Consider the following 26,613-nt stretch of genomic DNA (forward strand, 5'->3'; position numbering starts at 1 on the left):
GACCGCTGTGATGGAGGAGGACCTTTGAGGAAAGAAGTCCCGGGGCGGAGCGGTCCGACCCGGTGGGCCGGACCGCTCTCCGTGCGAAGGTTTCGCCACTCCGCTCCTGGAGCGCGTGCGAAGGATCCGCTACCCCGCTCCTGGAGCGCGTGCGAAGGTTTTGCCACTGCGCTCCTGGAGCGACGGCTTCGTCACTCCACGACCGTCAGCCCCCGGCGCAGCCGCACCAGCGTCCGCGTCAAAAGCCGCGATACGTGCATCTGCGAGATCCCGAGTTCGTCGCCGATCTCGGACTGGGTCATGTTGGCGACGAAGCGCAGCGAGAGGATCTGGCGGTCGCGCGGCGGGAGTTCGGCGATCAGGGGCTTGAGGGACTCCACGTACTCGATGCCTTCGAGCCCGTGGTCCTCGTAACCGATGCGGTCCGCGAGCGCACCCTCGGAGTCGTCCTCCTCGGGCTGGGCGTCCAGCGAACTGGCCGTGTAGGCGTTCGAGGCGGCCATGCCTTCGACGACCTCGTCGTTGGCGATGCCCAGGCGCTCGGCCAACTCGCCCACCGTGGGCGCGCGGTCGAGCTGCTGCGCGAGTTCGTCGCCCGCCTTGGCCAGGTCGAGGCGGAGTTCCTGCAGTCGGCGCGGTACGCGCACGGACCAGGACGTGTCGCGGAAGAAGCGCTTGATCTCGCCGATGATGGTCGGCATCGCGAAGGTGGGGAACTCGACGCCGCGGCTCAGTTCGAAGCGGTCGATCGCCTTGATCAGGCCGATCGTGCCGACCTGGATGATGTCCTCCATCGGCTCGCTGCGGGAGCGGAAGCGGGAGGCGGCGAACTTCACCAGCGCGAGGTTGAGTTCGACCAGCGTGTTGCGGACGTACGAGTATTCGTGGGTGCCTTCTTCGAGGGACTCCAGCCGCGCGAACAGCGTCTTGGACAGGGCCCGTGCGTCCACCGGCCCCACCTCGTCGTAAGGGGGGATCTCCGGAAGTCCGGCAAGTCCGGCAGGTCCGGCGAGTTCGCCGCTGTCGGCGAGTCCGTCGCTCGCGGCAAGGGGCTCCGGGCGTTCCGGAGAGGGTGCCGACGTCGCCCTCTGGGTCTGCGATTCGTCGAGCCGGGGTGACATGGTGTCCTCCATCGTTCTCGGCATATGGCCGCCGATGCCAATCAGTGCACTGCGGTGTGCGGCGCCTCCGAAGCCGGCCGTGTCGAATAGGTGTCTCTACTAGCCCTACCCGCTTTCGTGACATCATCGCAAGTGCGTTTCATTGTGAAATGTCCATTTTCGGGGGGTTGTTCGGGTGTCGGGGGACGTAAGGAAGGCGTAGTGTTCGAGTGCGTAAATCGGCAGTTGAACCAGCAGTCGAATCAGCAGTCGAATCAGCAGTCGAATCAGCAGTCGAATCAGCAGTCGCGACGCTCAGGAGAGAGACGGCATGGACCGCGGGACGGTCGGTAGCGCACAGTCGGGCCGACTTCTTGTCGGGGTGAGGGAAGAGGGCTCGAGTGCCGTCGTGACCCCCGCGGGTGAGCTGGATCACCACACGGCCGATCTGTTGCGTGAGCCACTCGAGGACTGCCTCGAGAAGGGGTACGCCCGCTTGGTCGTCGACTGTTCACGGCTCGAGTTCTGTGACTCCACCGGGCTCAATGTGCTGCTCGGTGCCCGGCTGAAGGCCGAGGCCGCGGGTGGTGGGGTCCATCTGGCGGGGATGCTGCCGGTGGTGGCCCGGGTCTTCGAGATCACCGGGGCCGAGGCCGTCTTCACCGTCCACGAGACGCTCGACGCTGCCCTGTCCGACTAGGTGGGGCGCGTGTCACACATCCCCCGTCGAACAAGGTCGAACGAGTGGGTGTTCCGACGGTTCGGCCGGGCAGGAGACATCCTGAATATGTCGGCAACAATCGGTGGGAACGTCGTAGAAATTCATCCCGAACGTCCTGAGTGCGAAAGCGCCTAGTACGCGTATCACATGCTGAGTACTGAGTCTTGAATCGTGAAATCTTGCACATGGTGAATCGGTGAGGTGAAGCGCTGATGAGCACCACCCGGCCTGGCTCGCCGGGCGACCGCGGCCCGGAGTCGGGCGACGGCGGCGCTTCCGGGGCGTCGGGAGACGCCGTGACCGTGTCCGGGGACGGCCCGCACATGGCCGTGCCCCGAGACGGCCTGTCCGGACGCGCGGGCGCTGACGTGACCGCCCCGTCGGCCGGCCTGCGAGCCCGCAGGCTGAACTTCGACGGCCAGAGCGCCGTCGTGCCGCTCGCCCGTGACTTCGCCCGCCAGGCGCTGCGCGCGTGGGGCTGGCTGCCCGCCGCGAGCGCCGACCAGCGGGCCGCCGCCGAGGACGTTCTGCTGGTCGTCTCCGAACTCGTCACCAACGCCTGCCTGCACGCCGAGGGTCCGGACGAGCTGCGGATCGCCTGCGGCAACAAGGTGTTGCGCGTCGAGGTCTCCGACCGGGGCACGGGGCAGCCTGCCCCGCGCACCCCGCACCGCGCAGGGCGCCCGGGCGGCCACGGCATGTTCATCGTGCAGCGGCTGTGCCTGGACTGGGGGGTCGTACGGACTCCGGGGGTCGCGGGCAAGACCGTCTGGGCGGAGCTCGGGGCGCCCGCGTAACTCCCACCTTGGGGTTACCCGCGGTTCGAACCCTTCTTCGGCCCTTCTTCGGCCCTTCTTCGGCCCTTCTTTCGGTCCTTGCTCGGTCCTTCTTCGTACGTCGCCGTATGCGCGCCGGATCTCCTCAGATCCGGCGCGCATTTTGTCTTCCCTCCACAAGACCCCGGGCGTACCTTGACGGCCGATCTGATGTTCCGTCAGGAATGAGGCCCCGTGGTGTCGTACCGGACGTACCAGAAACGAACCGCCGCGCTCGCGTTCGCCGCGGCCCTGGCCGGCTCGGCGGTGCTGATGGCCGCCCCCGCAGCCCGGGCCGATGTGGTGGACGTCAACTACCAGTGCAAGACGCCGATCGGCGACAAGAGTGCCGTCTCGCCCATCGACATCAAGAGCGTCAAGAGCGGCAGCGCCTACAAGCTCACCATGTCCTGGCAGAAGGGCGTCTCCTCCAGCCCGGTGGAACTGGGCAAGGGCGCGATGAAGCCGAGTGCCGTGATCGAGGTGGGCGGTGCGGACAGCGGCACGGTGGCCGTGACCGGTCCGGCCAACGCGGAGGCGATCCCCGCCGACACTCCTATCAAAATCAGTGACTTGAGCGGCACGTACACATCGAAGGAGACCGGCAAGGTCACCTTCACTCCGGGCGTGCTCACCATCAAGGCGCTCGGTACGACGACCACGTGCACGCCCACGAACGACCCCAAGCCGCCCCTGACCCTCGATGTCACGGCCGCGGGCGGCGGATCCGGTTCGGAGGGCGAGGGCTCAGGTCAGCCCCAGGCGGGCTCGGGCTCCGACGGGCAGCTCCCGCAGACCGGCCCCGAGGACTCGGCGATCGCCCTCGGCACGCTCGGCGGCACGGTGCTGCTCGTGGGCGCGGCGGGCGCACTGTGGCTGACGCGCAGGCATCAGACGATACGTCGCTGAAGCGAGCTGATCTCGTACGACGCCCAGGAGCCGCCGATGCCGTACGCCCGTGTCCTCGTCGCCGTCACCGCTACCGCCACCGCCGCCACTGCCGTGCTGCTGTCGGCTGCCGCGCCGGTGGCCGTGGCCGACGGCGGCTGGTCCGTCGTGCCGTCGTCGAACGCGACCGCGTCTACCACCGCGACGGACGGGCGGCCGTACGTCTACGCGGAGGGCGCGCCCGGCACGGTCCTCCAGGACACCGTGGCCGTACTCAACCAGGGCGCGAAGCCGCTGACGGTCCGGCTGAGCGGCGCGGACGCCGACAACGTCGCCGCACGCGGGGAGTCGGCGGACACCGGCGCGTGGATCGCCTTCGCGGGGAAGCGGGACGGGCGCCGGGTGCCGGTGGGCGAGCTGTCCGTGCGGGTCCCCGCGCGCACCCGCGCCGATGTGCCGTTCACCGTGAGCGTCCCGGCGGGCGCGACACCTGGCGATCATCCCGGTGCGATCGTCGCGAGCGCGGGCGGCCGGTCCTCGACGGTCCGGATCCAACTCCGCGTCGCGGGACCGACGTTGTCGGCCCTCACGGTCGAGCGCGTCGTCGTCGGGGCCGGGCGCATCTCGTACCAGCTGGTCAACCGCGGCAACACCGTCCTCGCCCCGAAGCTCGCGGTACGCGCCGACGGCGTCCTCGGCCGGGTCCTCGACCGCGCCCCGCGCACCCTGCCCGTCGAACTCCTCCCGGGCCGCCGCGTCACGCTCAGCGAGCCGTGGCGCGACGCCCCGGCCCTGGACGCGGTCGACGTACGGCTGACGGTGACGGCGGCGGGCGGGGCGCACGCCACGGCGTCCGCCTCGGCGCGGTTCGTGCCGTGGGGTGCGGTGGCGGGCGTCGGGGGCGGCCTCGCGGCGGTCGTCGCGCTTCTCGTCGTACGACGCCACAGACGCCGTACGCCGGTCGGCGGGGCGTGTGAACAGCCGCGTACGGAAGTCGAGTGGACGGGAGCGGTGTCGTGAGCGGCAAGGTTCGAATGACGGCGCTGGTGGCGGTGGCCGGGCTGGTCCTGGTCGCGCTCATGGGGCCCTTGGGCTCGGCTTTTGCTGCTGACCGACCGGATGTGAAGCTGTCCAAGTCCCAGGCCGGGACCGGCGGTTCGATCACCGTGTCCGGGTCCGGATGGCGGCCGAAGGCGCTGCTGATGATGGTGATCTGCGGGCAGTCCGTGCCGTCCCGGGGTGTGATCGGCGGCACCAACTCCTGTGCCAATGCCGACGGCCGGGCCGTCACCACCGACGCCGAGGGGAACTTCAGCAAGAAGCTGCCGGTCGCCGAGCCCCCCGAACCCTGCCCCTGTGTGGTGCACGTCGCCACGGTCATGGGAGAAGAGGCGCAGGCGGACGCGATCTTCATGGTGGCCGGGCACTCGGTCGAGCCGCTGCCGCAGGAGGAGAACGGCGGTCGGCTGTCGGTCCTGACGGACACCCGGCTGGACGGGTCGAGCGGACTGCTCACCTGGTTCGGCTCGCCGCCCGCCCGTGAGCTCGTCTTCACCGTCGGCAACGTCGGCACCGCCGCCGTCAAGGACCCCGTCTTCCAAGTCGGCACCTCCCACGGGGTGTTCGCCCCGCAGTGGGAGGAACAGCAGTGGCGGGGCACGATCGCCCCCGGCAAGAAGGCCCGGATCACCCTCCCCGTCGAGCTCGCGGCCGGGGCGCACGGCGACTACACGGTCTCGCTGCGGTACGGCGGGAAAGTGCTCGCCGAGCAGCCGTGGGGCGTGGGCCGCCCCTGGGGCGTGACCCTTTTCTGGATTCTGCTCTGCGTGGTCGTACCGGCGGCGGTGTTCCGGGTCGGGATGGCGGTGGTGGACCGGATGCGGCCGCGCAGGTCGGCGGGGCGGGCGGGCCGCCACCGCGGGTTGCGGCTGCCGGAGCTCACCTTCCGTATGCCCAGGCTGAGCTCGTCGCCGAGCACAGCGACGACATCCGCGACCGCTCCCGCCACCGCTGCTTCTGCCGCCACTGCTGCTTCTGCCGCTACTTCTACGGCCCTGCCGTGGTTCACGCCGGACAACGATCCGGGGACCTCGGCGAACGCTCAGCTCTCCGCACCGCAAGAGAACAGTCCGACGACGAAGGGGAACACGTGAGTATGCGACGGAGAGTTGTGTCCGGCGGTCACAGAACGGGCGCGGCCGGAATCGTGCTGATGCTCGGCGGCGCGGGCATTCTGCTGGGGCTGGCCGCGGTTCCCGCCCAGGCCGCCGAGGTGTCGTACGCGACCAAGTGCGTTCCGCCCGCGGCCGCCGGCCTGCCCCCGGTCGAGGGCACCACCAAGGTGGAGATCACCGCACCGGCGACGGCGAAGGTGGGTGACGAGATCGAGGTCGTGTGGAAGTTCGTCCAGGCGGCGTCCAAGAATCCGGACCTCATCGACCTGCCGAAGGACTCGGTCAAGCCCACGGGAACTCTCAAGGCGTCCGGTGCGCAGACCGCGGACATCGCGATGGAGGGGCCGCAGGAGAACCCGGAGATTCCCAAGGGCGGCGACATGGTGCTGTCCGACATGACGGGCAAGGTCAAGCTGACGACGGCGGGTGATGTCACGTTGACCCCGGACGCGTACACCGTCACCGCCTACTCGACGGACACCAAGTGCACGCCCCAGGAGGCGGTGCCGGCCGCTGCCACCATCAAGGTGACGGCCGCCGAGGGCGGTTCGACGACCTCGGGCGGTTCAACCTCCGGCGGGACGACTACCTCCGGAGGTACGGCGACGGGTGGTGACACCGGCGGTACGACTTCGGGTGGATCCACGACCGGAGGTACGACCGGCGGTGGCACGACGACCGGCGGGTCGACGTCCGGTGGTTCGACCACTGGTGGTTCGACGTCCGGTGGGGCAACCTCCGGCGGCGGTGACGGCCAGACCGACTTCGCCGGCAAGACGGTGACCACGTCCTTCACCTGCGCCTCGCCCGGCCCCGCCAAGATCGAGTCTTCGGCGACGATCAACGCCAAGAAGAACGACGGGAGTTATGACCTCACGGTGAAGACCGCCGAGGGTGTGATGGACAGTCCCGCACCGCTGCCCGCGGGCGCGCTGAAGCCCTCCATGGTGATCACGGTCGGCGGCGATGACAGCGGCTCGCTCAAGGTCGAGGGCGCTGCCAACAAGGACGCCCTCAACACGGGCGACCCGGTCTCGCTCAGCGATATGACGGGCACGTACAAGCCCGGAGCGGACGGCAAGGCCACGCTCAGCCCAGGCGATCTGACGATCGTCGTGACGCTGAGTGCCGGGGCCGACCCGATCACGATTCCCTGCAAGGCGACAAAGACCGCTGTCTCACTGGAACTTGACGTCCAGAAGCAGGCAGGCGGCGTCTCCGGCGCGACGACGTCGGGCTCAGGGTCGTCCTCGTCCGGGTCTTCGTCCTCGTCTTCGTCCTCTTCCGGCGGAGGCCTGGCCGAGACCGGCGCGAACGACAACGGCGGGCTTCGGGCCCTCGGCTTTGTGGCCGGCACGGCGATCCTGCTCGGCGGAGCGGTGTTCACGTTCATGCCGCACCGCCGCGTGCGCTGACGCTCCCCGCGCACCGTCCGCACCCCGGGGTCCGCTTGACGTGGACCCCGGGGTGCGGGTTCAGCGCTGTCCTGACCACGGTCGTGAAACCGGGGCGCGATCGAGTACGTCTTCCACCCCGTCTTCTACCTCGTCTTCCCACCCGACCAGCACGCTGCCGAAGTCCTCGACCGGCTCCGGCTCCAGGACCCACCACAGGAGGAATCCGCACATGACCGCGAAGGCCACCCGCTATCTGTACCTCGCCCGCCACGGTGAGGCGACGGCCGACGAGAGCGGGCTGACCGAGAACGGCCGCCGCCAGGCCCAACTCCTGGGCGACCGGCTCCGGGACGTTCCCTTGGCGGCGGTCCACCACGGGCCGCTGCCGCGCGCGGCGCAGACGGCCCGGCTGATCGGCGACCGTCTGAAGGACGTGCCGGTACGGCAGGTCGAGGCGGCCGGGGACTATGTGCCGTACGTGCCCGGCAAGGAGGAACTGCCCGCGGACGAGGCGGAGCGGCTGCTGGCGTTCCTTGAGCAGGTCACGGCTCAGGAGCGTGAGGAGGGAGCGGCGCTGGCCCGCGAGGCCGAAGAGCGGTTCACCGGGCCGGTGGACGGCGCCGAGGACCGGCACGAGCTGGTCGTCACCCACAACTTCCTCATCGGCTGGCTGGTACGCGCCGCGCTGGACGCCCCGCCCTGGCGCTGGATGGGCCTCAACCACTGCAACGCCGCCCTGTCCGTCATCCGCTACACACCGGGCCGCGCGGCCTCGGTCCTCGTCTACAACGACATGTCCCACCTGTCCGAGGACCTGCGCTGGACCGGCTTCCCGCCGGAGGCACGCGCTTAGCCCCGCACCTCCCCCCCCCCCGCACGAAGAGCACCACAAGCGGCACGGCCACGCCGGACCGTGTGAGGACCCCGCTCCAGAACGCGTCGTCGAGCGGGGTCCGCCGTCTCCTCCTCACCCGCCGTGTTCCTGCCGCAGGTGCGCGCGCATCCGTACGTTCGCGTCGCTCACCGCGCTGTGGTCGAACACCGCCCGCGCCGTGTCCCGCCGTGCGGCGAGCTCCAGGCAGGCCTCGCAATCGTCGACGGGAACGGGGGAGCGGCTCACGTCGTACGTCGGCCCGGTCATGGCGTACGCCCCTCCCCGTGTCTGCCGTGCGCCCGCAACTCCCGGTCACATTCGGCGACTTCGCCCGTGCGGCCCGCTTCCTTCGCGGCCGTCCGCTGGGCCAGCAGCGCCGCGCATACGTCGCAGCCGCCGCCGTACGGGGGTGTCGGCGCCGCCACCGCCGTACGCGCCGTCACGCCGACCACTGCGCGAGCGCCGCCTCGATCGCCCGCAGGGCGGCGGGGGTCGGGCGCGCCCAGCCGCCGGGCGGGGTCCAGGGGGATGAGGTGGTGCTGTGGGGACGGGTGCGGCGGGGGAGTCGGGGGAGGGTCGTGGTGGTCATGGGGCTCACTCCTTGGTTGCGTGGTCGCGGACATGCCTGTGCGGAGCGCACCGGATGGATTACGGTGCGTGTTCAGGCGGGCAGTACGAGCATGCCGTGTGAGCAGGGCGGAAATGCTGTGGAAGGGCGCTGGTTCCACACCGAGCACTCCAAATTCCACAAATTCCACAGCCGCAGCCGTCGGAGGGGGAGCGCCGGGATGCCGCAGAGACGGACGGTGACGAGCCGCAGCCAGGAGCCGCGCAGGCGATTCGCCGAGGAGGTGAGGGAGTTACGCGAGCAGAGCGGCGCCAGCCTGCGCCAGCTCGCGGAGCAACTGGGCTGGGACTGGTCGACGCTCGGGAAGCTGGAGACCGGACACACCCTGGGGAGCCCTGAGGTGGCCCAGGCGCTGGACCGGCATTACGGGACGCCGGGGTTGTTGTTGGCGTTGTGGGAACTGGCGGTGGGCGATCCGACGCAGTTCAAGGAGCAGTACCGCAGGTACATGCTGCTGGAGGCGGAAGCGGTGAGCTTGTGGCACTTCGCCGTAAGCATCCTGCCGGGCCTGCTTCAGGCTAATGGGTACGCGCGTGAAGTGCTCGCGGCGGGCGGCACCAAGGGCGAGGAGCTGGCCCAGCAGGTGGAGGCGCGGGTTGGCCGCCGCGCGTTGCTGTCGGGCGAGGACGCACCGCCGTTCCGCACCATCCTGTCCGAGGCTGTGCTGCGCACACCGTTGCGGGACGCCAAGGCCTGGAGAGAGCAGCTCGAACACCTGGCGGAGGTGGCTGAGCGCCCGAACGTCACGCTTCAAGTGCTGCCGCTGGCCGCCGGGCTGCACGGTCTGGTCGGTACCGCTGTGATGTTCATGAGGCTGCTCAACGGGCAAACGGTGGCCTACACCGAGACTGCGTACCGTGGTGAACTGGTCGAAGAAAACAGGGAGGTTGAGCGTCTGCAACGTGCGTACGATTCGATGCGCGACCTGGCGCTGTCCCCGGCCGAGTCGCGGAAGTTCATCGGGCAGATGCTGGAGGAAGCACCATGCGATCCGTCGACCTGACAGCCGTGACATGGCGCAAGAGCAGCTACAGCAACCCGGACGGTGGCGAGTGCGTCGAGGTCTCCGACGACCTGCTGGCCTCCGCCACTTGGCGCAAGAGCAGCTACAGCAACCCGGACGGCGGCGCATGCCTCGAAGTCGCCGACAACCTCCCGACCCCCACCCCCCTCGTCCCCGTCCGCGACTCCAAGAACCCCGAGGGCCCCGCCCTCATACTCCCCGCCACCGCCTGGGCCTCCTTCGTCACGGCCGTACGACGTGACGAGCTGCCCGGCGCCTGACGCTCAGGGCTTGCCGATGTCGACGGCCCAGACGCCCGTACGGTCGTAGGCCTCGGGCGTGGCGGTCATCACCCTTCCTGGGGCGACCCCCATGGCTGCGGCATGGACGGCGTGCCCGTAAGCCCACTCCAGGCCGGCTGCCACCGTCTGCTCGACCGTGGCGGTGCCGGCGAAGTCGAGCGGCAGGAACTCCAGACCCGGCAGAGCGCCTACGTGTGCGGCTGCCCCCGGGAGTTCGAGACTCGCAGCCACCAGACACAGCGTCGGCACGTGCGCGCGCAGATGGGGGTCGTCAACCTCGACGACAACCAGCCCCGACAGCATCCGGTGGCCGCGACACAGGGCAAGGACTGCCGTGTGGTCCAGGATGATCAACGGCGTTCCCCTACTTGCCCGGCCGCGATTGCGGCACGCCATTCCTGCGCCGCGTGTACATCAGCCTCTGTGAGGTCGGGGCAAAGGTTGGCCCGGACGTAGGCGATTGCGCGGGCCGTACGCTCCGCGCGCTCCTCCTCTGTAGGCGTCGCGGCGACGACACGCTCCACGTAAGCGCGTGTACTCAGCCCGCGTTCCTCGGCGAGGGTGCGCAGACGATCCCTTATCGACTCGCTGATCTTGATGGTGGTGTCAGCCATGGCGTAAGAATACTAGTGAATACCGGAGTGTGCCGGGAAACGTGAAGAGCCGCCGCACCCAACCGGATGCAGCGGCCCCTCCACGCGGCCTGGGACGTACGTCAGTGCACGTCGCCCATGAGTTCCTTGACCTTCTTGCGGTACATCCACACCGCGACACCGGCGACCACGGCGAGCGTGGCCTGCAGGGCGACGATGCCCGTCTTGTTGAGGTCGACACCGGCGATGGAGAGGAGGCCGGTCGTGGCGTCACCGGCGGTGACGGCCAGGAACCAGACACCCATCATCTGGGAGGCGTACTTCGCGGGAGCCATCTTCGTCGTGACGGACAGGCCGACCGGGGAGACGGTCAGCTCGCCGACGGTCTGCACGAAGTAGATCGCGACCAGCCACATCGCGGCCGCCTTGTGACCGCCCTCGGCGATCGACAGCGGGGCCAGGAAGAGGAAGAAGGACGCGCCGATCAGGAGCAGACCCGAGGCGAACTTCACGGCCGTGCTCGGCTCCTTGCCGCGCCGGTTCAGCGCCAGCCACATCCAGGCGAAGACCGGGGCGAACGCCATGATCATGACCGGGTTGACGGACTGGTACCAGGAGACCGGGAACTCCCAGCCGAAGATCGTGTTCTCGGCCGAGGAGTCGGCGAAGATCGACAGGGTTGAGCCACCCTGGTCGTAGATCATCCAGAAGATGGCCGCGGCCACGAAGAACCAGATGTACGCGGACATCTTCGACTGCTCGACGCGGTCCAGGTCCTTGTCCCGCTTGATACGGGCGATGACCATGACCGGGATGAGCAGACCGGCGATCGTGATCGGGACCAGCAGCCAGTTCAGCGTGTAGTGGCCCGAGAAGCCGACGATGCAGTAGAAGACCGCGGCGACGGCCGCCCACAGGGCGGACTTGCGCAGCGTGGCGGACTTCTCAGCTGCGGTCAGCGGCGTCGGGACGACGCTGGAACGCGCGCTCAGGTGACGGCCGCCCAGCAGGAACTGCGCCAGACCCAGCGCCATGCCGAGCGCGGCGAGCGCGAAGCCCAGGTGCCAGTTCACGTTCTCACCGACGGTGCCGATGATCAGCGGCGCGGCGAAGGCGCCGATGTTGATGCCCACGTAGAAGAGCGTGAAGCCACCGTCGCGGCGCGGGTCGTCCGGGCCGTCGTAGAGGTGGCCGACCATCGTGGAGATGTTGGCCTTCAGCAGACCGGAACCGATCGCGACCAGGCCCAGACCCGCGAAGAAGGTGCCGGACGACGGCAGCGCCAGCGTCAGGTGACCCAGCATGATGACGAGGCCGGCGACGGCCACGGTCTTGCGGGGGCCGAGCAGGCGGTCCGCGAACCAGCCGCCGGGAAGGGCGAGCAGGTATACGAGCGACAGGTACACGGAGTAGATCGCCGTGGCGGAGGCCGCGCTCATGTGCAGGCCGCCCGGCGCGACCAGGTACAGCGGGAGCAGAGCCCTCATGCCGTAGTAGGAAAACCGCTCCCACATCTCGGTCATGAAGAGAGTGGCCAGTCCGCGGGGGTGGCCGAAGAAGGAGCGCTCGACACCGGGGGTGCCCGGGTTTGTGTCCTTCGTCAGGCTGGACGCCATGGTCGTTCCTTGCTTGGTCGGGACGCGCTGCTTGAGCGTCGCGCGCCCGGTGGGGGGAGGCCGGCACCGGCGGATGCTCGACCGTCCACCCCACGCCCACGGGGAGTCCGCTCCGGATTGCGAAGCGGTGGAGGCCGACCACCGGGATCCACGCCCGTCACGCGTCGATGCGCTCGGGCCCGGCCACAGGTCATTCCTTTCAAGGCTGGCAATCACCAACCCGCACACAAAAGAGACCCTTAGCGTCAATTACTCGCCAAAGGTCACGGTGTGGTGCTACAGGCGTGTGGTCACCATACGGCATGTCAATGCGGCATATGGAAGGACTTGAGAGATGGATCACAGGTAAAAACGGAACCAAGGACACCTATTCGAAGGCGTGTCCCATGATCGAATCGCACAGCTGAAGGTAAGAAATCGTACAGCCGCAGGTAAGAATTGCGGATACCGATCGCGCCGCAGGCGTCCTCCGTGGCGGACTACCATCACCCCATGACCCGTGTACTGCTCGCCGAGGACGACGCGTCCATCTCGGAGCCACTGGCCCGCGCCCTGCGCCGGGAGGGTTACGAGGTCGAAGTGCGCGAGGACGGACCCACCGCGCTCGACGCCGGAATGCAGGGCGGCGTCGACCTGGTCGTCCTGGACCTGGGCCTGCCCGGAATGGACGGCCTGGAAGTGGCCCGCCGACTCCGTGCCGAAGGCCACACCATCCCGATCCTCATCCTGACCGCGCGTGCCGACGAGGTGGACACCGTCGTCGGTCTCGACGCGGGCGCCGACGACTACGTGACCAAGCCGTTCCGGCTCGCCGAACTGCTCGCCCGCGTCCGGGCCCTCCTGCGGCGCGGCGCCGCGGAACCGCAGCAGCCGCCCGCCACGCACGGTGTGCGTATCGACGTCGAGTCGCACCGGGCCTGGATGGGCGACGAGGAACTCCAGCTCACCGCGAAGGAGTTCGACCTGCTTCGGGTGCTGGTGCGGGATGCGGGGCGGGTGGTCACACGTGACCAGTTGATGCGGGAGGTCTGGGACACGACGTGGTGGTCGTCGACCAAGACCCTCGACATGCACATCTCCTGGCTCCGCAAGAAGCTCGGTGACGATGCGGCGAATCCTCGGTACATCGCGACGGTACGGGGCGTGGGCTTCCGCTTCGAAAAGAGCTGAGCGGGGGGCTGGTCGGGTTTCTTCGCCCCCGCCGCCCCTACCCGTCCCATCTGTACCTGGGGGCTCCGCCCCCAGACCCCTGTTCGGCCTGAACGGCCTCGTCCTCAAACGCCGGACGGGCTGAGATGCCCAGGGGCGCGGGGAACTGCGCGCCCAGCCCCCACCGCCCCGCAGCAAAAGAACAACCTGCCGGGGTCCGGGGGCGGAGCCCCCGGGGACGGGACGGGTAGGGGCGGTGGGGGCGAGACCCTGTCCCGCCCAAGCCCGGTGCAACGGCAAGGCACACTGGTCCACATAAAGCCACCCGCCCCCGGAGGGCCACCGTGCGTCGCCGTCTCATCCAATCCACGCTCGCCGTCGTACTCGTCGTGATCGCCGTCTTCGGCGTCTCCCTCGTGATCGTCGAGACCCGCACCATCAGCAACAGCGCCCAGGAGCGGGTGGACTCCGAGGCCCTGCGCCTGGCCAGCATCGTGGACAGCCGCATCCTCGGCGACGAACACATCAACGCGGAGATCCTCAAGAACCAGGTCGCGGACGACCGGCACGCCGTGATCCGCATCCCCGGCCAGCCGCCCATCGAGATCGGCACCCCGCCCCGCGGCGACGTCATCGACTCCACGGCCAAGGGCGAGGAGGGCGAGACGGTCACCGTCCAGGAGCCGCGCTCGGCGGTGACCCGCGAGGTCGGCCGTACGCTCCTGATCATCAGCGCGGTCGCATTTCTCGCGATCATCGCCGCCGTCCTGCTCGCCGTACGCCAGGCCAACCGCCTCGCCTCCCCGCTCACCGACCTAGCGGAGACCGCCGAACGGCTGGGCTCCGGCGACCCCCGCCCGCGCCACAAGCGGTACGGCGTCCCGGAGCTGGACCGGGTCGCGGACGTCCTGGACGGCAGCGCGGAGCGGATCGCGCGCATGCTCACCGCCGAGCGCCGCCTCGCCGCCGACGCCTCCCACCAGCTCCGTACGCCCCTCACGGCGCTGTCCATGCGGCTGGAGGAGATCACCCTCACCGACGACCCCGACACGGTGAAGGAGGAGGCGACGATCGCGCTGACGCAGGTCGAACGCCTCACGGACGTCGTGGAGCGGCTGCTGACCAACGCCCGCGACCCCCGTACCGGCTCCGCCGTCTCCTTCGACCTCGACGAGGTCATCAAGCAGCAGCTGGAGGAGTGGCGCCCGGCCTACCGCAGCGAGGGCCGCGCGATCGTCAGCTCCGGCAAGCGGCATCTGCAGGCCGTGGGTACCCCGGGGGCGGTCGCCCAGGTCCTCGCCGCGCTCATCGAGAACTCCCTCATGCACGGGGGCGGCACCGTCGCCCTGCGCACCCGGGTGACCGGCAACCAGGCCGTCATCGAGATCACGGACGAGGGGCCCGGTGTCCCCGCCGACCTGGGCGCCCGCATCTTCGAGCGCACGATCAGCGGCCGCAACTCCACGGGCATCGGCCTTGCCGTCGCCCGCGACCTGGCGGAGGCGGACGGAGGGCGGCTGGAGATGCTCCAGGCACAGCCGCCGGTGTTCGGACTGTTCCTGTCGCGTGAGCCGCTGACGAAGGTGTCGGTGGAGGAGGAAGAGGAGGAGCGGACGGTGCGGTAGGGCCGGCCTGCGCCGACTCCGGTTCCGGCTTCGGCAACCGAGCCGCTCAGTTCACCCTGACCGGTGGCCGCTCGGCCTCGACGTCCCGGAACGCCCTCGCGCCCACCACGGCTTTCGTCGCGCCCTCCACGCTCTCCTGCACAGGCAACGCACGGAACACCCACGTGCGGTACGACCAGAAGCGGAACAGCGTCGCGATGCCGATGCCGAGGAACTTGAAGATGTTGCTCTGCAGCGGGCTGTCCCAGCCGAAGCCGTACGTCGCCACGTACAGCACACCGTTCTCGATGACCAGCCCCACCGCGCTGAACAGCACGAAGAGGCCCATCTCCTTGGTACGGCCGCTCCGGTCGCGGTCGCGGTACGTGAAGTAGCGGAACCCGACGTAGTTGAAGGCGATGGCGACGACCGTGGCGATGACACTCGCCCGCACGACCTGCAGCCCGGTCGCATGGCGCACCAGGTTGAAGGTGACGAGGTTGACGAGGAGCCCCGCACCACCGACCGCTCCGAACTTGGCGATCTCACGGAAGAGCTGGTCGAACCGGCGGCGCACCGCGCTGCGGGGCGCCGAATGATGCCCCGATGAAGCACTGCCCATGGTGTCGCCAGCCCCCGTAGATCGGACATCGGTCGGATGTTTCAACCAAACCATGCTAACCAGCGACCCTGGGCAATGCCTGAGGACGGGCTCACAGGTCCGGAAAGAGCGGGCGCAGGCTCCGGAAAGAGCGGGTCACAGGCCCGCCACAGGAGCGGAAACCGGCCGCGGTGGCGTGGCCGATACTCTTGGAGCGTGACATTCCCGGTAGTCGGCATGGTCGGCGGCGGTCAGCTCGCTCGTATGACGCACGAGGCTGGCATCCCGCTCGGCATCAAGTTCAAGCTCCTCAGTGACACCCCTCAGGACTCCGCGGCGCAGGTCGTCGGCGATGTCGTCATAGGCGACTACCGCGACCTCGACACACTGCGTGACTTCGCGCGGGGCTGCGACGTGATCACCTTCGATCACGAACACGTCCCCACCGAGCACCTGCGCGCCCTGGAGGCGGACGGCATCCCCGTCCGTCCCGGACCCGACGCCCTCGTGCACGCCCAGGACAAGGGCGTGATGCGCGCGAAGCTCGACGCGATCGGAGTGCCGTGCCCACGGCACCGCATCGTGTCGGACGTCGACGACGCCGCAGCGTTCGCGGCGGAGGGAGACGGCTTCCCGATCATCCTGAAGACCGTCCGCGGCGGCTACGACGGCAAGGGCGTGTGGTTCATCCGCTCCGCCGAGGACGCGGCTCTTGTCGAGCCCTTCCGCGCCGGCGTCCCCGTCCTCGCCGAGGAGAAGGTCGACTTCGTACGGGAACTCGCCGCGAACGTCGTCCGCTCGCCGCACGGCCAGGCCGTCGCGTACCCCGTCGTCGAGTCCCAGCAGGTCGACGGCGTCTGCGACACGGTGATCGCCCCCGCGCCCGGCATGGCGGACGAGCTGGCCCTGCGGGCCGAGGAGCTCGCCCTGCGCATCGCCAAGGAGCTCGGTGTCGTAGGCCACCTGGCCGTAGAGCTGTTCGAAACGGCCGACGGTCGCATCCTCGTCAACGAACTGGCCATGCGCCCGCACAACTCGGGCCACTGGACCCAGGACGGCGCGATCACCTCCCAGTTCGCCAACCACGTACGGGCCGTCCTCGACCTCCCCCTCGGCGACCCGCGCCCACGCGCCAAGTGGACGGTCATGGCGAACGTCCTGGGCGGCGACTACCCGGACATGTACTCCGCGTACCTGCACTGCATGGCCCGCGACCCCCAGCTCAAGATCCACATGTACGGCAAGGACGTGAAGCCCGGCCGCAAGGTCGGCCACGTCAACACCTACGGCGACGACCTGGACGACGTCCTCGAGCGTGCCCGCCACGCAGCCGGTTACCTGAGAGGGACCATCACCGAATGAGCCCTGTTGTAGGCATTGTCATGGGGTCCGACTCCGACTGGCCCGTCATGGAGGCCGCCGCCGAGGCCCTCGACGAGTTCGAGATCGCGTACGAGGTCGATGTCGTCTCCGCGCACCGCATGCCGCACGAGATGATCGCGTACGGCGAGCAGGCCGCCGAGCGCGGGCTCAAGGCGATCATCGCGGGCGCGGGTGGCGCCGCCCACCTGCCCGGCATGCTGGCCTCCGTCACCCCGCTGCCCGTCATCGGCGTGCCGGTCCCGCTGAAGTACCTGGACGGGATGGACTCGCTCCTGTCCATCGTGCAGATGCCGGCCGGGGTGCCGGTCGCGACCGTCTCGGTCGGCGGCGCGCGCAACGCGGGCCTCCTCGCCGCCCGCATGCTGGCCGCCCACGACGAGGAACTCCTCGGCCGGATGCGGGAGTTCCAACAGGAGCTGGGCGATCAGGCCCGGGAGAAGGGCAAGCGGCTGCGCGCCAAGGTGGAGGGCGCGAGCGGCGGCTTCGGTTTCGGCTCGGGGGAGTGACGGAAGTGACCGAAGTGACGCACGCGCCGTCCCCCCACCTCGACCAGGCCCGCGAACTCCTCGCCGAGTTCCCCGTCGTCGACGGCCACAACGACCTCCCCTGGGCACTGCGCCAGCAGGTCCGCTACGACCTCGACGCCCGCGACCTCACCACCGACCAGAGCGCCCACCTGCACACCGACCTGGCGCGGCTGCGCGCGGGCGGCGTCGGCGCGCAGTTCTGGTCGGTGTACGTCCGCTCGGATCTGCCCGGTGCGCTCACCGCGACGCTCGAACAGATCGACGGCGTACGGCAGCTGATCGACCGTCACCCGTCCGACCTGCGCGCCGCGCTGACTGCCGCCGACATGGAAGCGGCGCGCGGCGAGGGTCGTATCGCGTCGCTGATGGGCGCGGAGGGCGGTCACTCGATCGACAACTCCCTCGGCGCGCTGCGCGGCTTGTACGCCCTGGGTGTCCGCTACATGACCCTCACCCACAACGACAACATCGCGTGGGCGGACTCGGCGACGGACGTCCCCGCCGTGGGCGGCCTGACGGCCTTCGGCCGCGAGGTCGTACGGGAGATGAACCGCGAGGGCATGCTCGTCGACCTCTCGCACGTCGCCGCGACGACCATGCGGGACGCGCTCGACACGACGGCCGCGCCGGTCATCTTCTCCCACTCCTCGTCCCGCGCGGTGTGCGACCACCCGCGCAACATCCCGGACGACGTCCTGGAGCGGCTGCCCGCCAACGGGGGAGTGGCGATGGTGACGTTCGTACCGAAGTTCGTGCTCCAGGCGGCGGTCGACTGGACCGCCGCGGCCGACGAGAACATGCGGGCGAACGGCTTCCACCACCTGGACACGACCGCGGAGGGCATGAAGGTCCACCGTGTCTTCGAGGAGTCGAACCCGCGCCCCATCGCCACGGTGTCGACGGTGGCGGACCACCTGGACCACATGCGCGAGGCCGCCGGCGTCGACCACCTCGGCATCGGCGGCGACTACGACGGCACGGCGTTCACGCCCGACGGCCTGGACGACGTCTCCGGCTACCCGAACCTGATCGCGGAGCTGTACGACCGCGGCTGGTCCCGCGCCGACCTCGCCAAACTGACCTGGCAGAACGCCGTACGGGTGCTGGGCGCGGCCGAGGACGTGGCCCGGGATCTGCAGGCGCGGCGGGGGCCGTCGAACGCGACACTGGAGCAGCTGGACGGCTGACGTGGCGTCACTCCTTCACCGCCATGCCCGGTGGGTGGGGGTGTACCCGGCCCTCTTTCAGTTGGAGCAGAGGCAGAACGGGTGCCCCGCCGGGTCCGCGTACACCCGCCAGCCGCGCGAGCGGTCCGCCGTGTCCAGCGGGCGGGCGCCGAGCGCGAGCACGCCCTTCTCGGCGGCGTCCATGTCGTCGACGGTCAGATCCAGGTGGAACTGCTGCGAGGCGTCGGGCGCGGGCCACTTCGGCGGTACGTGGCCGGGGGCGGCCTGGAACGCCAGCGACTGCCCGTCGGTCACCTTCAGATCCACCCAGTCCCCGTCGCCCTCGACCGTGCCGCCGAGCACCTCCGCGTAGAACGCGGCGAGGGCGCGGGGGTCGGGACAGTCCAGGACGACGACACCCAGCTTGGCGAGAGTCATGACTTCCTCCAGGAGTGAGAGTTACCGATAAACCCCATCAAGAGGTAACGGTTACTGCATGGTCCCGCATGGGAGGTAACGTCGCAACCATGAATGACCGTGCGCCCGCGCCCGGAAGCCTGGCCTTGATCCAGTCCCTGGTGAACACCCTCGACATCGAGTCCGGCGCGGACTCGCTGGACACGCCCGAGAGCCGGGCGCACTTCGGTCTCGCGACGGCGGGAGCGGAGGGCGTGGCGGAGGAGGTGGCGGCGGCGCGTGAGCTGCGCGAGTCGCTGCGCGCGGCCTGTCTGGCGCACGCGGGCCACCCGCCGCACCGCACGGTGACCCCCCTCGGCGAGCTGCTGGCCCGGTCACCCCTGCGCGTGACGGTCGACGAGCACGACGGCAGTGCGGGATTCGCCCCCGCCGCCGCCTCCCTCACGTCCACCGTCGCGGCGGCCGTCGCGGAAGCCCTCGTGGCGGGCACCTGGCAGCGTCTGAAGGCGTGCGAGGCGCCGACCTGTCACTGGGTGTACTACGACCGCTCCCCGGGGGGACGCGGCCGCTGGTGTTCGATGTCGGTCTGCGGGGCCCGCGCGAAGATGCGCCGGTATCGAGCGAAGTAGAACATCCGGCCACGCTCGCAGCGACGTCCGTGGAGAATATGGGACGACGCCGGTCCGGCCGACTGAGCCTCGGCCGGACCGGCGTCACCCGTGAAGTTCCAGGACCTGTCCGGCCGGACAGGCCTTAGGCGGTGGGCCGCCCCATCGCCCGATACGTCCACCCGGACCGCCGCCACAGCTCCGGGTCCAGGGCGTTGCGCCCGTCCAGCAGCACCCGGGCCGAGGCCACCTCGCCCAGCGCCGCCGGGTCCAGCTCGCGGAACTCGCGCCACTCGGTGAGGTGCAGGACGACATCGGCGCCGCGCACGGCCTCGATGGCGGAGTCGGCGTACCCGAGCGTCGGGAAGAGCCGCTTGGCGTTGGCCATGCCCTTGGGGTCGTACACCGTCACCTGGCCGCCCTGGAGGTGGATCTGCCCGGCGACGTTCAGCGCGGGCGAGTCGCGGACGTCGTCCGAGTCGGGCTTGAAGGTGGCGCCCAGCACGGCGACCCGCTTGCCCAGGAAGGAGCCGCCGCCGAGCGCCTCGCGCGCGAGTTCCACCATCTGCCCGCGCTGGCGCATGTTGATGGAGTCGATCTCGCGCAGGAAGGTCAGCGCCTGGTCGGCGCCGAGCTCGCCGGCGCGGGCCATGAAGGCGCGGATGTCCTTGGGCAGACATCCACCACCGAAACCGATCCCCGCCCGCAGGAACTTCTTCCCGATCCGGTCGTCGTGGCCGATCGCCTCGGCGAGCTTGGCGACATCTCCGCCGGCGGCCTCGCAGACCTCGGCCATGGCGTTGATGAAGGAGATCTTGGTCGCGAGGAAGGAGTTCGCGGAGGTCTTCACCAGCTCGGCGGTCGGGAAGTCGGTCACCACGAACGGCGAGCCCTCGGTGACCGGTGTCGTGTACACCTCGCGCAACAGCTTCTCGGCACGCTCACTGCGCACACCCACCACGACCCGGTCGGGGTGCAGCGTGTCCTGGACGGCGAAGCCCTCGCGCAGGAACTCCGGGTTCCAGGCCAGCTCGGCGTCCTCGCCGGCCGGGGCGAGCTCGGCGAGCGTCCGCGCCAGCCGCTCCGCGGAGCCGACGGGCACGGTCGACTTGCCGACGACGAGGGCGGGCCCCTTCAGGTGCGGGGCGAGGAGCTCGAAGGCCGAGTCGACGTACGACATGTCGCACGCGTACTCACCGTGCTTCTGCGGCGTGTTCACGCAGACGAAGTGGACGTCACCGAACTCCCCGACCTCGGCCCAGTCCATGGTGAACCGCAGCCGCCCCGAGGATCCCTCGATGCCCGCCACATGCTTGCGCAGCAGCTCCTCGAGCCCGGGCTCGTACATCGGTACCTCGCCCCGCTGAAGCATTTCGATCTTCTCGGGGACGACGTCCAGCCCGAGCACCTCGAAGCCGAGCTCGGCCATGGCCGCGGCGTGGGTGGCGCCGAGATAGCCGGTGCCGATCACGGTGATCTTGAGGGCCATGGGTGCTCCTGGGGTGTACGACTCGAGTGCGCTGCCCGAGCATAGTCGGGGCATGTTCGGGCCCCTCATCGGGCACGTTTCCCTCTGTCGCCAAGCTCACGTATCCGTCCGGTGGGCAGGCCCCTAAAATTTGGGTTACTTAACGGTAATTAGCGTCTTTGGAGCGTGAGAGACCTTGGCCGGATCGGCTGATTTCGACCTGTACCGCCCGTCCGAGGAGCACGACATGCTCCGTGACGCAATCCGTTCGCTGGCCGAGGCGAAGATCGCGCCGTACGCGGCCGTGGTGGACGAGGAAGCCCGTTTCCCGCAGGAGGCCCTGGACGCCCTGGTCTCCTCCGACCTGCACGCCGTGCACGTACCGGAGACGTACGGCGGCGCGGGCGCCGACGCGCTCGCCACGGTGATCGTGATCGAGGAGGTGGCCCGCGTCTGCGCCAGCTCCTCCCTGATCCCGGCCGTGAACAAGTTGGGCTCGCTCCCGGTGATCCTCTCCGGTTCCGAGGCCCTGAAGCAGAAGTACCTGACCCCCCTCGCCAAGGGTGACGGGATGTTCTCGTACTGCCTCTCCGAGCCGGACGCGGGCTCCGACGCGGCGGGCATGAAGACGAAGGCCGTCCGCGACGGCGACTTCTACGTCCTCAACGGCGTGAAGCGCTGGATCACCAACGCGGGCGAGTCCGAGTACTACACGGTGATGGCGGTCACCGACCCCACCAAGCGCTCGAAGGGCATCTCGGCCTTCGTGGTCGAGAAGTCGGACGAGGGCGTCTCCTTCGGCGCCCCGGAGAAGAAGCTCGGCATCAAGGGCTCCCCGACCCGCGAGGTCTACCTCGACAACGTCCGCATCCCCGCCGACCGCATGATCGGCGAAGAGGGCACCGGCTTCGCGACGGCGATGAAAACCCTGGACCACACCCGCATCACGATCGCGGCCCAGGCGCTGGGCATCGCGCAGGGCGCGTTGGACTACGCCAAGGGCTACGTCCAGGAGCGCAAGCAGTTCGGCAAGCCCATCGCCGACTTCCAGGGCATCCAGTTCATGCTCGCCGACATGGCCATGAAGATCGAGGCCGCCCGCCAGCTCACGTACGCGGCGGCTGCCAAGTCCGAGCGCGGCGACAGCGACCTCACCTTCCAGGGTGCCGCCGCCAAGTGCTTCGCCTCCGACGTCGCCATGGAGGTCACCACGGACGCCGTCCAGCTCCTCGGCGGCTACGGCTACACCCGCGACTACCCGGTCGAGCGCATGATGCGCGACGCGAAAATTACGCAGATCTACGAAGGCACGAACCAGGTCCAGCGCATCGTGATGGCCCGCAACCTCCCGTAAACGCGCGCTTTCTTGCTGCGCCCCCTGCCCCGTCTCTCCTGAGGCCGGGGCAAGGGGCGCACCCGTGGTGTCGTCCGTTCCGGGTGAAGGAGTGGGGATCAGTCCTTCGTCCCCGCCGCCGGGGCGGATCAACCTGCGCGATTGCTCACGTCACTCACCCGATCACAGGCCGTTCAGCGCGCGCCGCAGATCCCCCGACTCGCGGTAATGGACGGTCCGCATACCGAGCGCGGTCGCCGCGTCCACGTTCTCCAGGGTGTCGTCCACGAACAGGCACCGCTCGGCCGGTACGCCCGCCCGGTCCACAGCGATGTCATAGATCCGCCGGTCCGGCTTGGCGATCCCGACCCGCGCGCTGCTGACCACGTGGTCGGCGAGGTCGGTCAGGCCCAGGACCTCCAGGTCCGCCTCCAGTTGCACGGACGCGTTGGTGACGAGGACCAGCGGCACCCGGGTACGGGCGCCCCGCAGCAGCGTCACCACCGCCTCGTCGGCCCGGAACGGCGACCGGGCCAGCGCCGTGGCCAGTTCCACGGCGATCACCTCGGACACGAGCCCGGTCAGGCCCCGCGCGGCCGACCACGCCCACTCGTCCGGCGTGATCCGGCCGAGCACCAGCGGCAGCACGGTGTCGGGTGCGAAGGCCACCTTCATGGTGGTGCCCTCGGCGAGTCCGGCGGCGCGTTCCAGGGCGTGCAGGTGGGCCGGGTCGTAGACGCGGATCACGTTGTCGACGTCACAGAGCACGGCGTCGAAAAGCCGGCGGGGCGAGGAGCCGGTCATGGTGGTCAGTTGCCCGACACCGTCACCTTCTGGTCGTTCTTCAACTCGTCCACCAGCGTCTTGACCTTGGCCTTGTCCCAGACGAGGTTGCCGCCCGTGGAGCCGGAGATCGGCATGTTCATGGACTTGCCGTCGCCGCCGCTGACGCTCTTCATCGCCCAGAACATGTCGGCGAGGTCGAACAGGCCCATGTCCTTGTCGACGATCAGGGTGTCGAGGCCCGCGCCCATCGTCGGGTAGAGCTTGAAGGGGTTCAGGACCGTGGTCGGCGTCGCGACCTGGTTGGCGAGGGCGGAGAGGAACTTCTGCTGGTTCTTCGTACGGTCCAGGTCGCTGCCCGCGAGCGCGTACCGGGTGCGGACGAACGCGAGGGCCTGCTCGCCGTCGAGGGTCTGCTTGCCGGCTTCGAAGTCGGCGCCGGACTTGGTGTCCTTCATGCCGCCCTTGGGGATCTCGATCTCCACGCCGCCGACCGAGTCGACGATGTTCGCGAATCCTGCGAAGCCGATCTCCACGTAGTGGTCGATGTGCAGCCCGGTGTTGTACTCGACGGTGCGCACCAGCAGCTCGGGCCCGTCCTCCGCGTACGCCGCGTTCAGCTTCACGTGCCGGCCCGTGCCCTCGTACGTCTTGCCGGATTCGGATCCCTTGAACGTCGGTATCTCGACGTCGGAGTCACGCGGCAGCGAGATCAGCGTGGAGCCGTTGCCGCCGGTGTGCAGGATCATCATCGAGTCCGTGCGCTTGCCGTCGGCGGACCCGGTGTGCAGTTTCTTCTTCTCCTCGGCGGACATGCCGGCGCGGCTGTCGGAACCGACGATCAGATAGTTCGTGCCCTCGCCCGCCTCGGGCCGGTCGATGACCTTCGAGAGATCCACGTCACGGTTGAGCTTGGAGTCGGCCCAGAAGTACGTGCTGACGGAGACCACGACCAGCAGCGTGACCAGCGTGATCGCGGTCCACTTGATGCGCCGCCGCCAGTTCGGCGCGGGGCGCGGGCCGAACCCGTCGGTGGAGCCGGGGCCCTGCGGACCGCCGGGGCCGTTCGGCGTGCCGTAGACCTGCCCGGTGTTGTAGCCGGAGTTGTACGCGTTGTCGTACCCCTGCCCGTCGTTGTACGACGGCTGCTGCGGCACCCCGCCGTACGGCGGGGCGGCCTGGCCCGGACCCGGACCGGGCCCCGCCGGGCCCCGCCGAACCTGCCGCATGACGCGGGCGCTCTCAGGCTGTCCGCCTGCGCTGCCGCGTCCGTAGCGGTTGCCGCCGTTGTTGCGGTTGTCGTCCCACCCGTCGGGCCAGTCATTCATGCGGACCAGTGTGCAGGGCCGCACTGTGCGCCTTACAAGGGAGGGGGGAGATCTGCGTCACGCCTGTTGCAGAGCTGATGCAAAGTCGGCGTTGCGCGCCCCCGCATAGGGTGGACGGCATGACAGACCAGGCGCCCGCCCCGGAATCCGATATTCCGGGCAAGCCGACCTCCGCGTCCCGGACCACCCTCAGCCACATCATGACCCACAACGACACCAACCTTCTCGGTACGGTGCACGGCGGAGTCATCATGAAGCTCGTCGACGACGCGGCGGGCGCGGTGGCCGGGCGGCACTCCGGCGGGCCCGCCGTCACCGCCTCCATGGACGAGATGGCCTTCCTCGAACCCGTCCGCGTAGGCGACCTCGTCCATGTGAAGGCCCAGGTGAACTGGACGGGACGTACGTCCATGGAGGTCGGCGTCCGCGTCCTCGCCGAGCGGTGGAACGAGTCCACGCCGGCCCAGCAGGTCGGCACGGCCTATCTCGTCTTCGCCGCCGTCGACGCCGACGGCAAGCCGCGCCGCGTGCCGCCCGTGCTCCCGGAGACCGAGCGCGACGAGCGCCGCTGCCAGGAGGCCCAGATCCGCCGCACCCACCGGCTCGCCCGCCGCCGCGCGATCCTGGAGCTGCGGGAGCGGCGCGCGGCGAAGGGCCTGGACGACTGAGACCGCCGCCGCTCAGTGACAACGAACAGATCAACCAGTCACAACGGGCAAGCCGGCCAGTGACTACGGACAACCAACCGCTGACTACGGACAAACCACCTGATCCCCTGTCACCACCCCGGCCTCCCCCCGCTGCGGATCCTCCGCCCGCACCCGCTCGATCTCTTTGAAGTCCGCCCCCACGATCACCTTCATCAGCGGCCCCCGCCCCTTGACCGCGCGCAGCTCGCTGCCGGGCAGCGCGGTCGCGAGGGACTTCGCTGAGCGGTCCCAGCGCGGGTCATAGGCGATGACGGTGCGCTTGAAGGTCCGGTCGGGCGCGTTGACGGGCTGCCGCGTCGTACGGAACCCGGTGGCGGCGAGCGCGCCGTCCACGCGTCTGGCGAGGCCCTCCGTGGGCGTCCCGTTCTCGACCTGGACCCGGATCTGCTGCGGGGCCACGTCGACGGGCAGGGCCTTGGCACGCTCCACCTCGCGCTCCGTCTTGCGGGGCGCCGCGAGCGGCTGGTCGTCGCGCAGCGACTGGAAGAGGCGGGCGGACTTCTCTTCGTCCCACTTCAGGGTCGAGCCGATGCCCTTGACGGCGTATCCCATCTTCCCGATCGGCACGGTCGTGAACTCGGAGGAGGAGAGGGAGAAGTTCCGCATCGCCCGCCCGAGCTCCAGCAGCTCGTCCGTGCCGAACCCCTTGTCCGCGCGGACCGAGCCGAGCACGGCCCGGGTGACGTCGCGGAACTTCAGCGGGTTCAGCAGCACCCCGGAGGACGTGGCCCGCTCGATCAGCGCTGCCAGGAACCGCTGCTGGCGCTGCATCCGGCCGAGGTCGGAGGCCCCGTCGACGTGCCGGGAGCGGACGTACTGGAGGGACTGCCCGCCGTTGAGCGTGTGCGAGCCGGCCGGAAGGTCGAGTCCGCTGTACGAGTCCTTCAGGGGCCGTACGGTGCAGACCTCCACGCCGCCCAGCACGTCCACCGTCCGCATGAAGCTGGTGAAGTCGACCTCCAGATAGTGGTCGATCTTGACGTGGGTCATGCTCTCCACGGTGCGGACGGTCAGCTGCGGGCCGCCCTCCGCGTACGCCGCGTTGAGCTTGAGCGGGTGCGGGCCGTGCTGTTTGCCGGTCACCTGGTCGGTGTGCGCGGGCGTCTCGGCGTACGAGTCGCGCGGCAGGCTCACGATGCTGGCGCGTTCCCGGCCCTCCGCGATGTGCACGATCATGACCGTGTCGGTGCAGTGGCAGGGGGCGCCGCCGAGGCGGTACTTCCGGCGCTCCGCCTCCGTGATCCGGTCGCGGCCGTCGGTGCCGACCAGAAGGACGTTCATGCCGTGGCCCGCCGCGGGGCGGTTCTTCATGTCCTTGAAGGGGTCGACCCGTGCGATTTCCGCGTCCAGGCTGGTGACGACCGCGTGGCCGATGCCCGCCGAGGCGAGGACCACCACCGAGATCGTGGTGACCACCCGCATGGC

Annotated in this window: 30 protein-coding genes; 17 read left to right on the forward strand and 13 right to left on the reverse strand. The window is 69.6% G+C overall.

Annotated features, from left to right (window positions below; genetic code table 11):
• Positions 1-191: 191 nt before the first annotated feature.
• Positions 192-1,121 (reverse strand): RNA polymerase sigma factor SigF, encoded by a 930-nt coding sequence (locus AB0D57_RS21985; RefSeq protein WP_362075315.1) that lies wholly within the window; start codon positions 1,119-1,121, stop codon positions 192-194.
• A gap of 310 nt (positions 1,122-1,431) precedes the next feature.
• On the opposite strand from AB0D57_RS21985, the gene AB0D57_RS21990 reads away from it, so the two are divergent.
• The 7 genes from AB0D57_RS21990 (at position 1,432) to AB0D57_RS22020 (ending at position 7,948) form a co-directional block, all read left to right on the forward strand.
• A complete protein-coding gene (locus AB0D57_RS21990) occupies positions 1,432-1,800 on the forward strand; it encodes an STAS domain-containing protein (protein ID WP_362075318.1) in 369 nt (122 codons plus the stop codon).
• A gap of 233 nt (positions 1,801-2,033) precedes the next feature.
• Complete coding sequence (locus AB0D57_RS21995) at positions 2,034-2,618, forward strand: ATP-binding protein (RefSeq protein ID WP_362075321.1); 585 nt, start codon at positions 2,034-2,036, stop codon at positions 2,616-2,618.
• 216 nt (positions 2,619-2,834) lie between these two features.
• Positions 2,835-3,545, forward strand: coding sequence for an LPXTG cell wall anchor domain-containing protein (locus AB0D57_RS22000; RefSeq protein WP_362075465.1), 711 nt, complete (start codon positions 2,835-2,837; stop codon positions 3,543-3,545).
• A 36-nt stretch (positions 3,546-3,581) separates the two neighbouring features.
• On the forward strand, positions 3,582-4,544 hold the full coding sequence (locus AB0D57_RS22005; protein ID WP_362075324.1) for a hypothetical protein: 963 nt from the start codon (positions 3,582-3,584) through the stop codon (positions 4,542-4,544).
• Positions 4,541-5,677, forward strand: coding sequence for a hypothetical protein (locus tag AB0D57_RS22010; protein WP_362075327.1), 1,137 nt, complete (start codon positions 4,541-4,543; stop codon positions 5,675-5,677). Before AB0D57_RS22005 ends, AB0D57_RS22010 begins: the two co-directional genes overlap by 4 nt.
• 2 nt (positions 5,678-5,679) lie before the next feature.
• Positions 5,680-7,113, forward strand: coding sequence for a hypothetical protein (locus AB0D57_RS22015; protein WP_362075468.1), 1,434 nt, complete (start codon positions 5,680-5,682; stop codon positions 7,111-7,113).
• Positions 7,114-7,324: 211 nt separating this feature from the next.
• The gene (locus tag AB0D57_RS22020) at positions 7,325-7,948 is read left to right on the forward strand and encodes a histidine phosphatase family protein (protein ID WP_362075330.1); all 624 of its coding nucleotides are present in this window, start codon (positions 7,325-7,327) and stop codon (positions 7,946-7,948) included.
• A gap of 114 nt (positions 7,949-8,062) precedes the next feature.
• Here AB0D57_RS22020 and AB0D57_RS22025 read toward each other — a convergent pair whose 3' ends face one another.
• Genes AB0D57_RS22025 through AB0D57_RS22035 form a run of 3 tightly spaced genes read right to left on the reverse strand, consistent with a single transcriptional unit; the run spans position 8,063 to position 8,558 of the window.
• A complete protein-coding gene (locus AB0D57_RS22025; protein WP_362075333.1) occupies positions 8,063-8,236 on the reverse strand; it encodes a hypothetical protein in 174 nt (57 codons plus the stop codon).
• Positions 8,233-8,412: a hypothetical protein gene (locus AB0D57_RS22030; protein ID WP_362075336.1), complete on the reverse strand. Its 180-nt coding sequence runs from the start codon at positions 8,410-8,412 to the stop codon at positions 8,233-8,235. The genes AB0D57_RS22025 and AB0D57_RS22030 overlap by 4 nt, the downstream gene beginning before the upstream one ends.
• Positions 8,409-8,558: a hypothetical protein gene (locus AB0D57_RS22035; RefSeq protein ID WP_362075339.1), complete on the reverse strand. Its 150-nt coding sequence runs from the start codon at positions 8,556-8,558 to the stop codon at positions 8,409-8,411. Before AB0D57_RS22035 ends, AB0D57_RS22030 begins: the two co-directional genes overlap by 4 nt.
• 199 nt (positions 8,559-8,757) lie before the next feature.
• On the opposite strand from AB0D57_RS22035, the gene AB0D57_RS22040 reads away from it, so the two are divergent.
• The gene (locus AB0D57_RS22040; protein WP_362075342.1) at positions 8,758-9,600 is read left to right on the forward strand and encodes a helix-turn-helix transcriptional regulator; all 843 of its coding nucleotides are present in this window, start codon (positions 8,758-8,760) and stop codon (positions 9,598-9,600) included.
• Positions 9,582-9,881: a DUF397 domain-containing protein gene (locus tag AB0D57_RS22045; protein WP_362075345.1), complete on the forward strand. Its 300-nt coding sequence runs from the start codon at positions 9,582-9,584 to the stop codon at positions 9,879-9,881. Before AB0D57_RS22040 ends, AB0D57_RS22045 begins: the two co-directional genes overlap by 19 nt.
• A gap of 3 nt (positions 9,882-9,884) precedes the next feature.
• On the opposite strand, the gene AB0D57_RS22050 is transcribed toward AB0D57_RS22045, so the two are convergent.
• The 3 genes from AB0D57_RS22050 to AB0D57_RS22060 form a co-directional block, all read right to left on the reverse strand.
• Complete coding sequence (locus AB0D57_RS22050) at positions 9,885-10,256, reverse strand: hypothetical protein (RefSeq protein WP_362075348.1); 372 nt, start codon at positions 10,254-10,256, stop codon at positions 9,885-9,887.
• A complete protein-coding gene (locus AB0D57_RS22055) occupies positions 10,253-10,516 on the reverse strand; it encodes a hypothetical protein (RefSeq protein WP_362075351.1) in 264 nt (87 codons plus the stop codon). The genes AB0D57_RS22050 and AB0D57_RS22055 overlap by 4 nt, the downstream gene beginning before the upstream one ends.
• A 101-nt stretch (positions 10,517-10,617) precedes the next feature.
• Positions 10,618-12,111: an oligopeptide:H+ symporter gene (locus AB0D57_RS22060; RefSeq protein ID WP_362075354.1), complete on the reverse strand. Its 1,494-nt coding sequence runs from the start codon at positions 12,109-12,111 to the stop codon at positions 10,618-10,620.
• A 492-nt stretch (positions 12,112-12,603) separates the two neighbouring features.
• Here AB0D57_RS22060 and AB0D57_RS22065 point away from each other — a divergent pair, with 492 nt between their 5' ends.
• Together AB0D57_RS22065 and AB0D57_RS22070 are read left to right on the forward strand one after the other, a co-directional pair.
• On the forward strand, positions 12,604-13,281 hold the full coding sequence (locus AB0D57_RS22065; protein WP_010984912.1) for a response regulator transcription factor: 678 nt from the start codon (positions 12,604-12,606) through the stop codon (positions 13,279-13,281).
• 323 nt (positions 13,282-13,604) lie between these two features.
• Entirely contained in the window at positions 13,605-14,885 is a 1,281-nt protein-coding gene (locus AB0D57_RS22070) for an ATP-binding protein (protein WP_362075359.1), read from the forward strand.
• A gap of 46 nt (positions 14,886-14,931) precedes the next feature.
• On the opposite strand, the gene AB0D57_RS22075 is transcribed toward AB0D57_RS22070, so the two are convergent.
• Entirely contained in the window at positions 14,932-15,486 is a 555-nt protein-coding gene (locus AB0D57_RS22075; RefSeq protein ID WP_362075362.1) for a GtrA family protein, read from the reverse strand.
• A gap of 195 nt (positions 15,487-15,681) precedes the next feature.
• Here AB0D57_RS22075 and AB0D57_RS22080 point away from each other — a divergent pair, with 195 nt between their 5' ends.
• Genes AB0D57_RS22080 through AB0D57_RS22090 form a run of 3 tightly spaced genes read left to right on the forward strand, consistent with a single transcriptional unit; the run spans position 15,682 to position 18,562 of the window.
• Positions 15,682-16,827, forward strand: a complete 1,146-nt coding sequence (locus AB0D57_RS22080; protein WP_362075365.1) for a 5-(carboxyamino)imidazole ribonucleotide synthase — start codon at positions 15,682-15,684, stop codon at positions 16,825-16,827.
• Positions 16,824-17,354, forward strand: a complete 531-nt coding sequence (gene purE, locus AB0D57_RS22085) for a 5-(carboxyamino)imidazole ribonucleotide mutase (RefSeq protein ID WP_362075368.1) — start codon at positions 16,824-16,826, stop codon at positions 17,352-17,354. The genes AB0D57_RS22080 and purE overlap by 4 nt, the downstream gene beginning before the upstream one ends.
• 14 nt (positions 17,355-17,368) lie before the next feature.
• Positions 17,369-18,562: a dipeptidase gene (locus tag AB0D57_RS22090; protein WP_362075471.1), complete on the forward strand. Its 1,194-nt coding sequence runs from the start codon at positions 17,369-17,371 to the stop codon at positions 18,560-18,562.
• A 57-nt stretch (positions 18,563-18,619) separates the two neighbouring features.
• Here the strand turns inward: AB0D57_RS22090 and AB0D57_RS22095 are convergent, their stop codons facing one another.
• Positions 18,620-18,979: a VOC family protein gene (locus AB0D57_RS22095; RefSeq protein WP_362075371.1), complete on the reverse strand. Its 360-nt coding sequence runs from the start codon at positions 18,977-18,979 to the stop codon at positions 18,620-18,622.
• An 89-nt stretch (positions 18,980-19,068) separates the two neighbouring features.
• Between AB0D57_RS22095 and AB0D57_RS22100 the strand changes: the two genes are divergently transcribed.
• Positions 19,069-19,587, forward strand: coding sequence for a CGNR zinc finger domain-containing protein (locus AB0D57_RS22100; protein WP_362075374.1), 519 nt, complete (start codon positions 19,069-19,071; stop codon positions 19,585-19,587).
• Positions 19,588-19,711: 124 nt separating this feature from the next.
• Here AB0D57_RS22100 and AB0D57_RS22105 read toward each other — a convergent pair whose 3' ends face one another.
• Positions 19,712-21,055, reverse strand: coding sequence for a UDP-glucose/GDP-mannose dehydrogenase family protein (locus tag AB0D57_RS22105; protein WP_362075377.1), 1,344 nt, complete (start codon positions 21,053-21,055; stop codon positions 19,712-19,714).
• 175 nt (positions 21,056-21,230) lie between these two features.
• Here AB0D57_RS22105 and AB0D57_RS22110 point away from each other — a divergent pair, with 175 nt between their 5' ends.
• Positions 21,231-22,388 (forward strand): acyl-CoA dehydrogenase, encoded by a 1,158-nt coding sequence (locus AB0D57_RS22110; RefSeq protein ID WP_362075380.1) that lies wholly within the window; start codon positions 21,231-21,233, stop codon positions 22,386-22,388.
• A 162-nt stretch (positions 22,389-22,550) separates the two neighbouring features.
• Here AB0D57_RS22110 and AB0D57_RS22115 read toward each other — a convergent pair whose 3' ends face one another.
• Both AB0D57_RS22115 and AB0D57_RS22120 read right to left on the reverse strand, forming a co-directional pair.
• Positions 22,551-23,171, reverse strand: coding sequence for an HAD-IA family hydrolase (locus AB0D57_RS22115; protein WP_362075383.1), 621 nt, complete (start codon positions 23,169-23,171; stop codon positions 22,551-22,553).
• Positions 23,172-23,176: 5 nt separating this feature from the next.
• Positions 23,177-24,478 (reverse strand): LCP family protein, encoded by a 1,302-nt coding sequence (locus tag AB0D57_RS22120; RefSeq protein ID WP_362075386.1) that lies wholly within the window; start codon positions 24,476-24,478, stop codon positions 23,177-23,179.
• A 119-nt stretch (positions 24,479-24,597) separates the two neighbouring features.
• Between AB0D57_RS22120 and AB0D57_RS22125 the strand changes: the two genes are divergently transcribed.
• Positions 24,598-25,146, forward strand: coding sequence for an acyl-CoA thioesterase (locus AB0D57_RS22125; protein WP_362075389.1), 549 nt, complete (start codon positions 24,598-24,600; stop codon positions 25,144-25,146).
• 84 nt (positions 25,147-25,230) lie between these two features.
• On the opposite strand, the gene AB0D57_RS22130 is transcribed toward AB0D57_RS22125, so the two are convergent.
• On the reverse strand, positions 25,231-26,610 hold the full coding sequence (locus AB0D57_RS22130) for an LCP family protein (protein WP_362075392.1): 1,380 nt from the start codon (positions 26,608-26,610) through the stop codon (positions 25,231-25,233).
• Between the last annotated feature and the right edge of the window lie 3 nt (positions 26,611-26,613).

It is taken from the genome of Streptomyces sp. NPDC048275 (assembly GCF_040652275.1).
Lineage (GTDB): Bacteria > Actinomycetota > Actinomycetes > Streptomycetales > Streptomycetaceae > Streptomyces.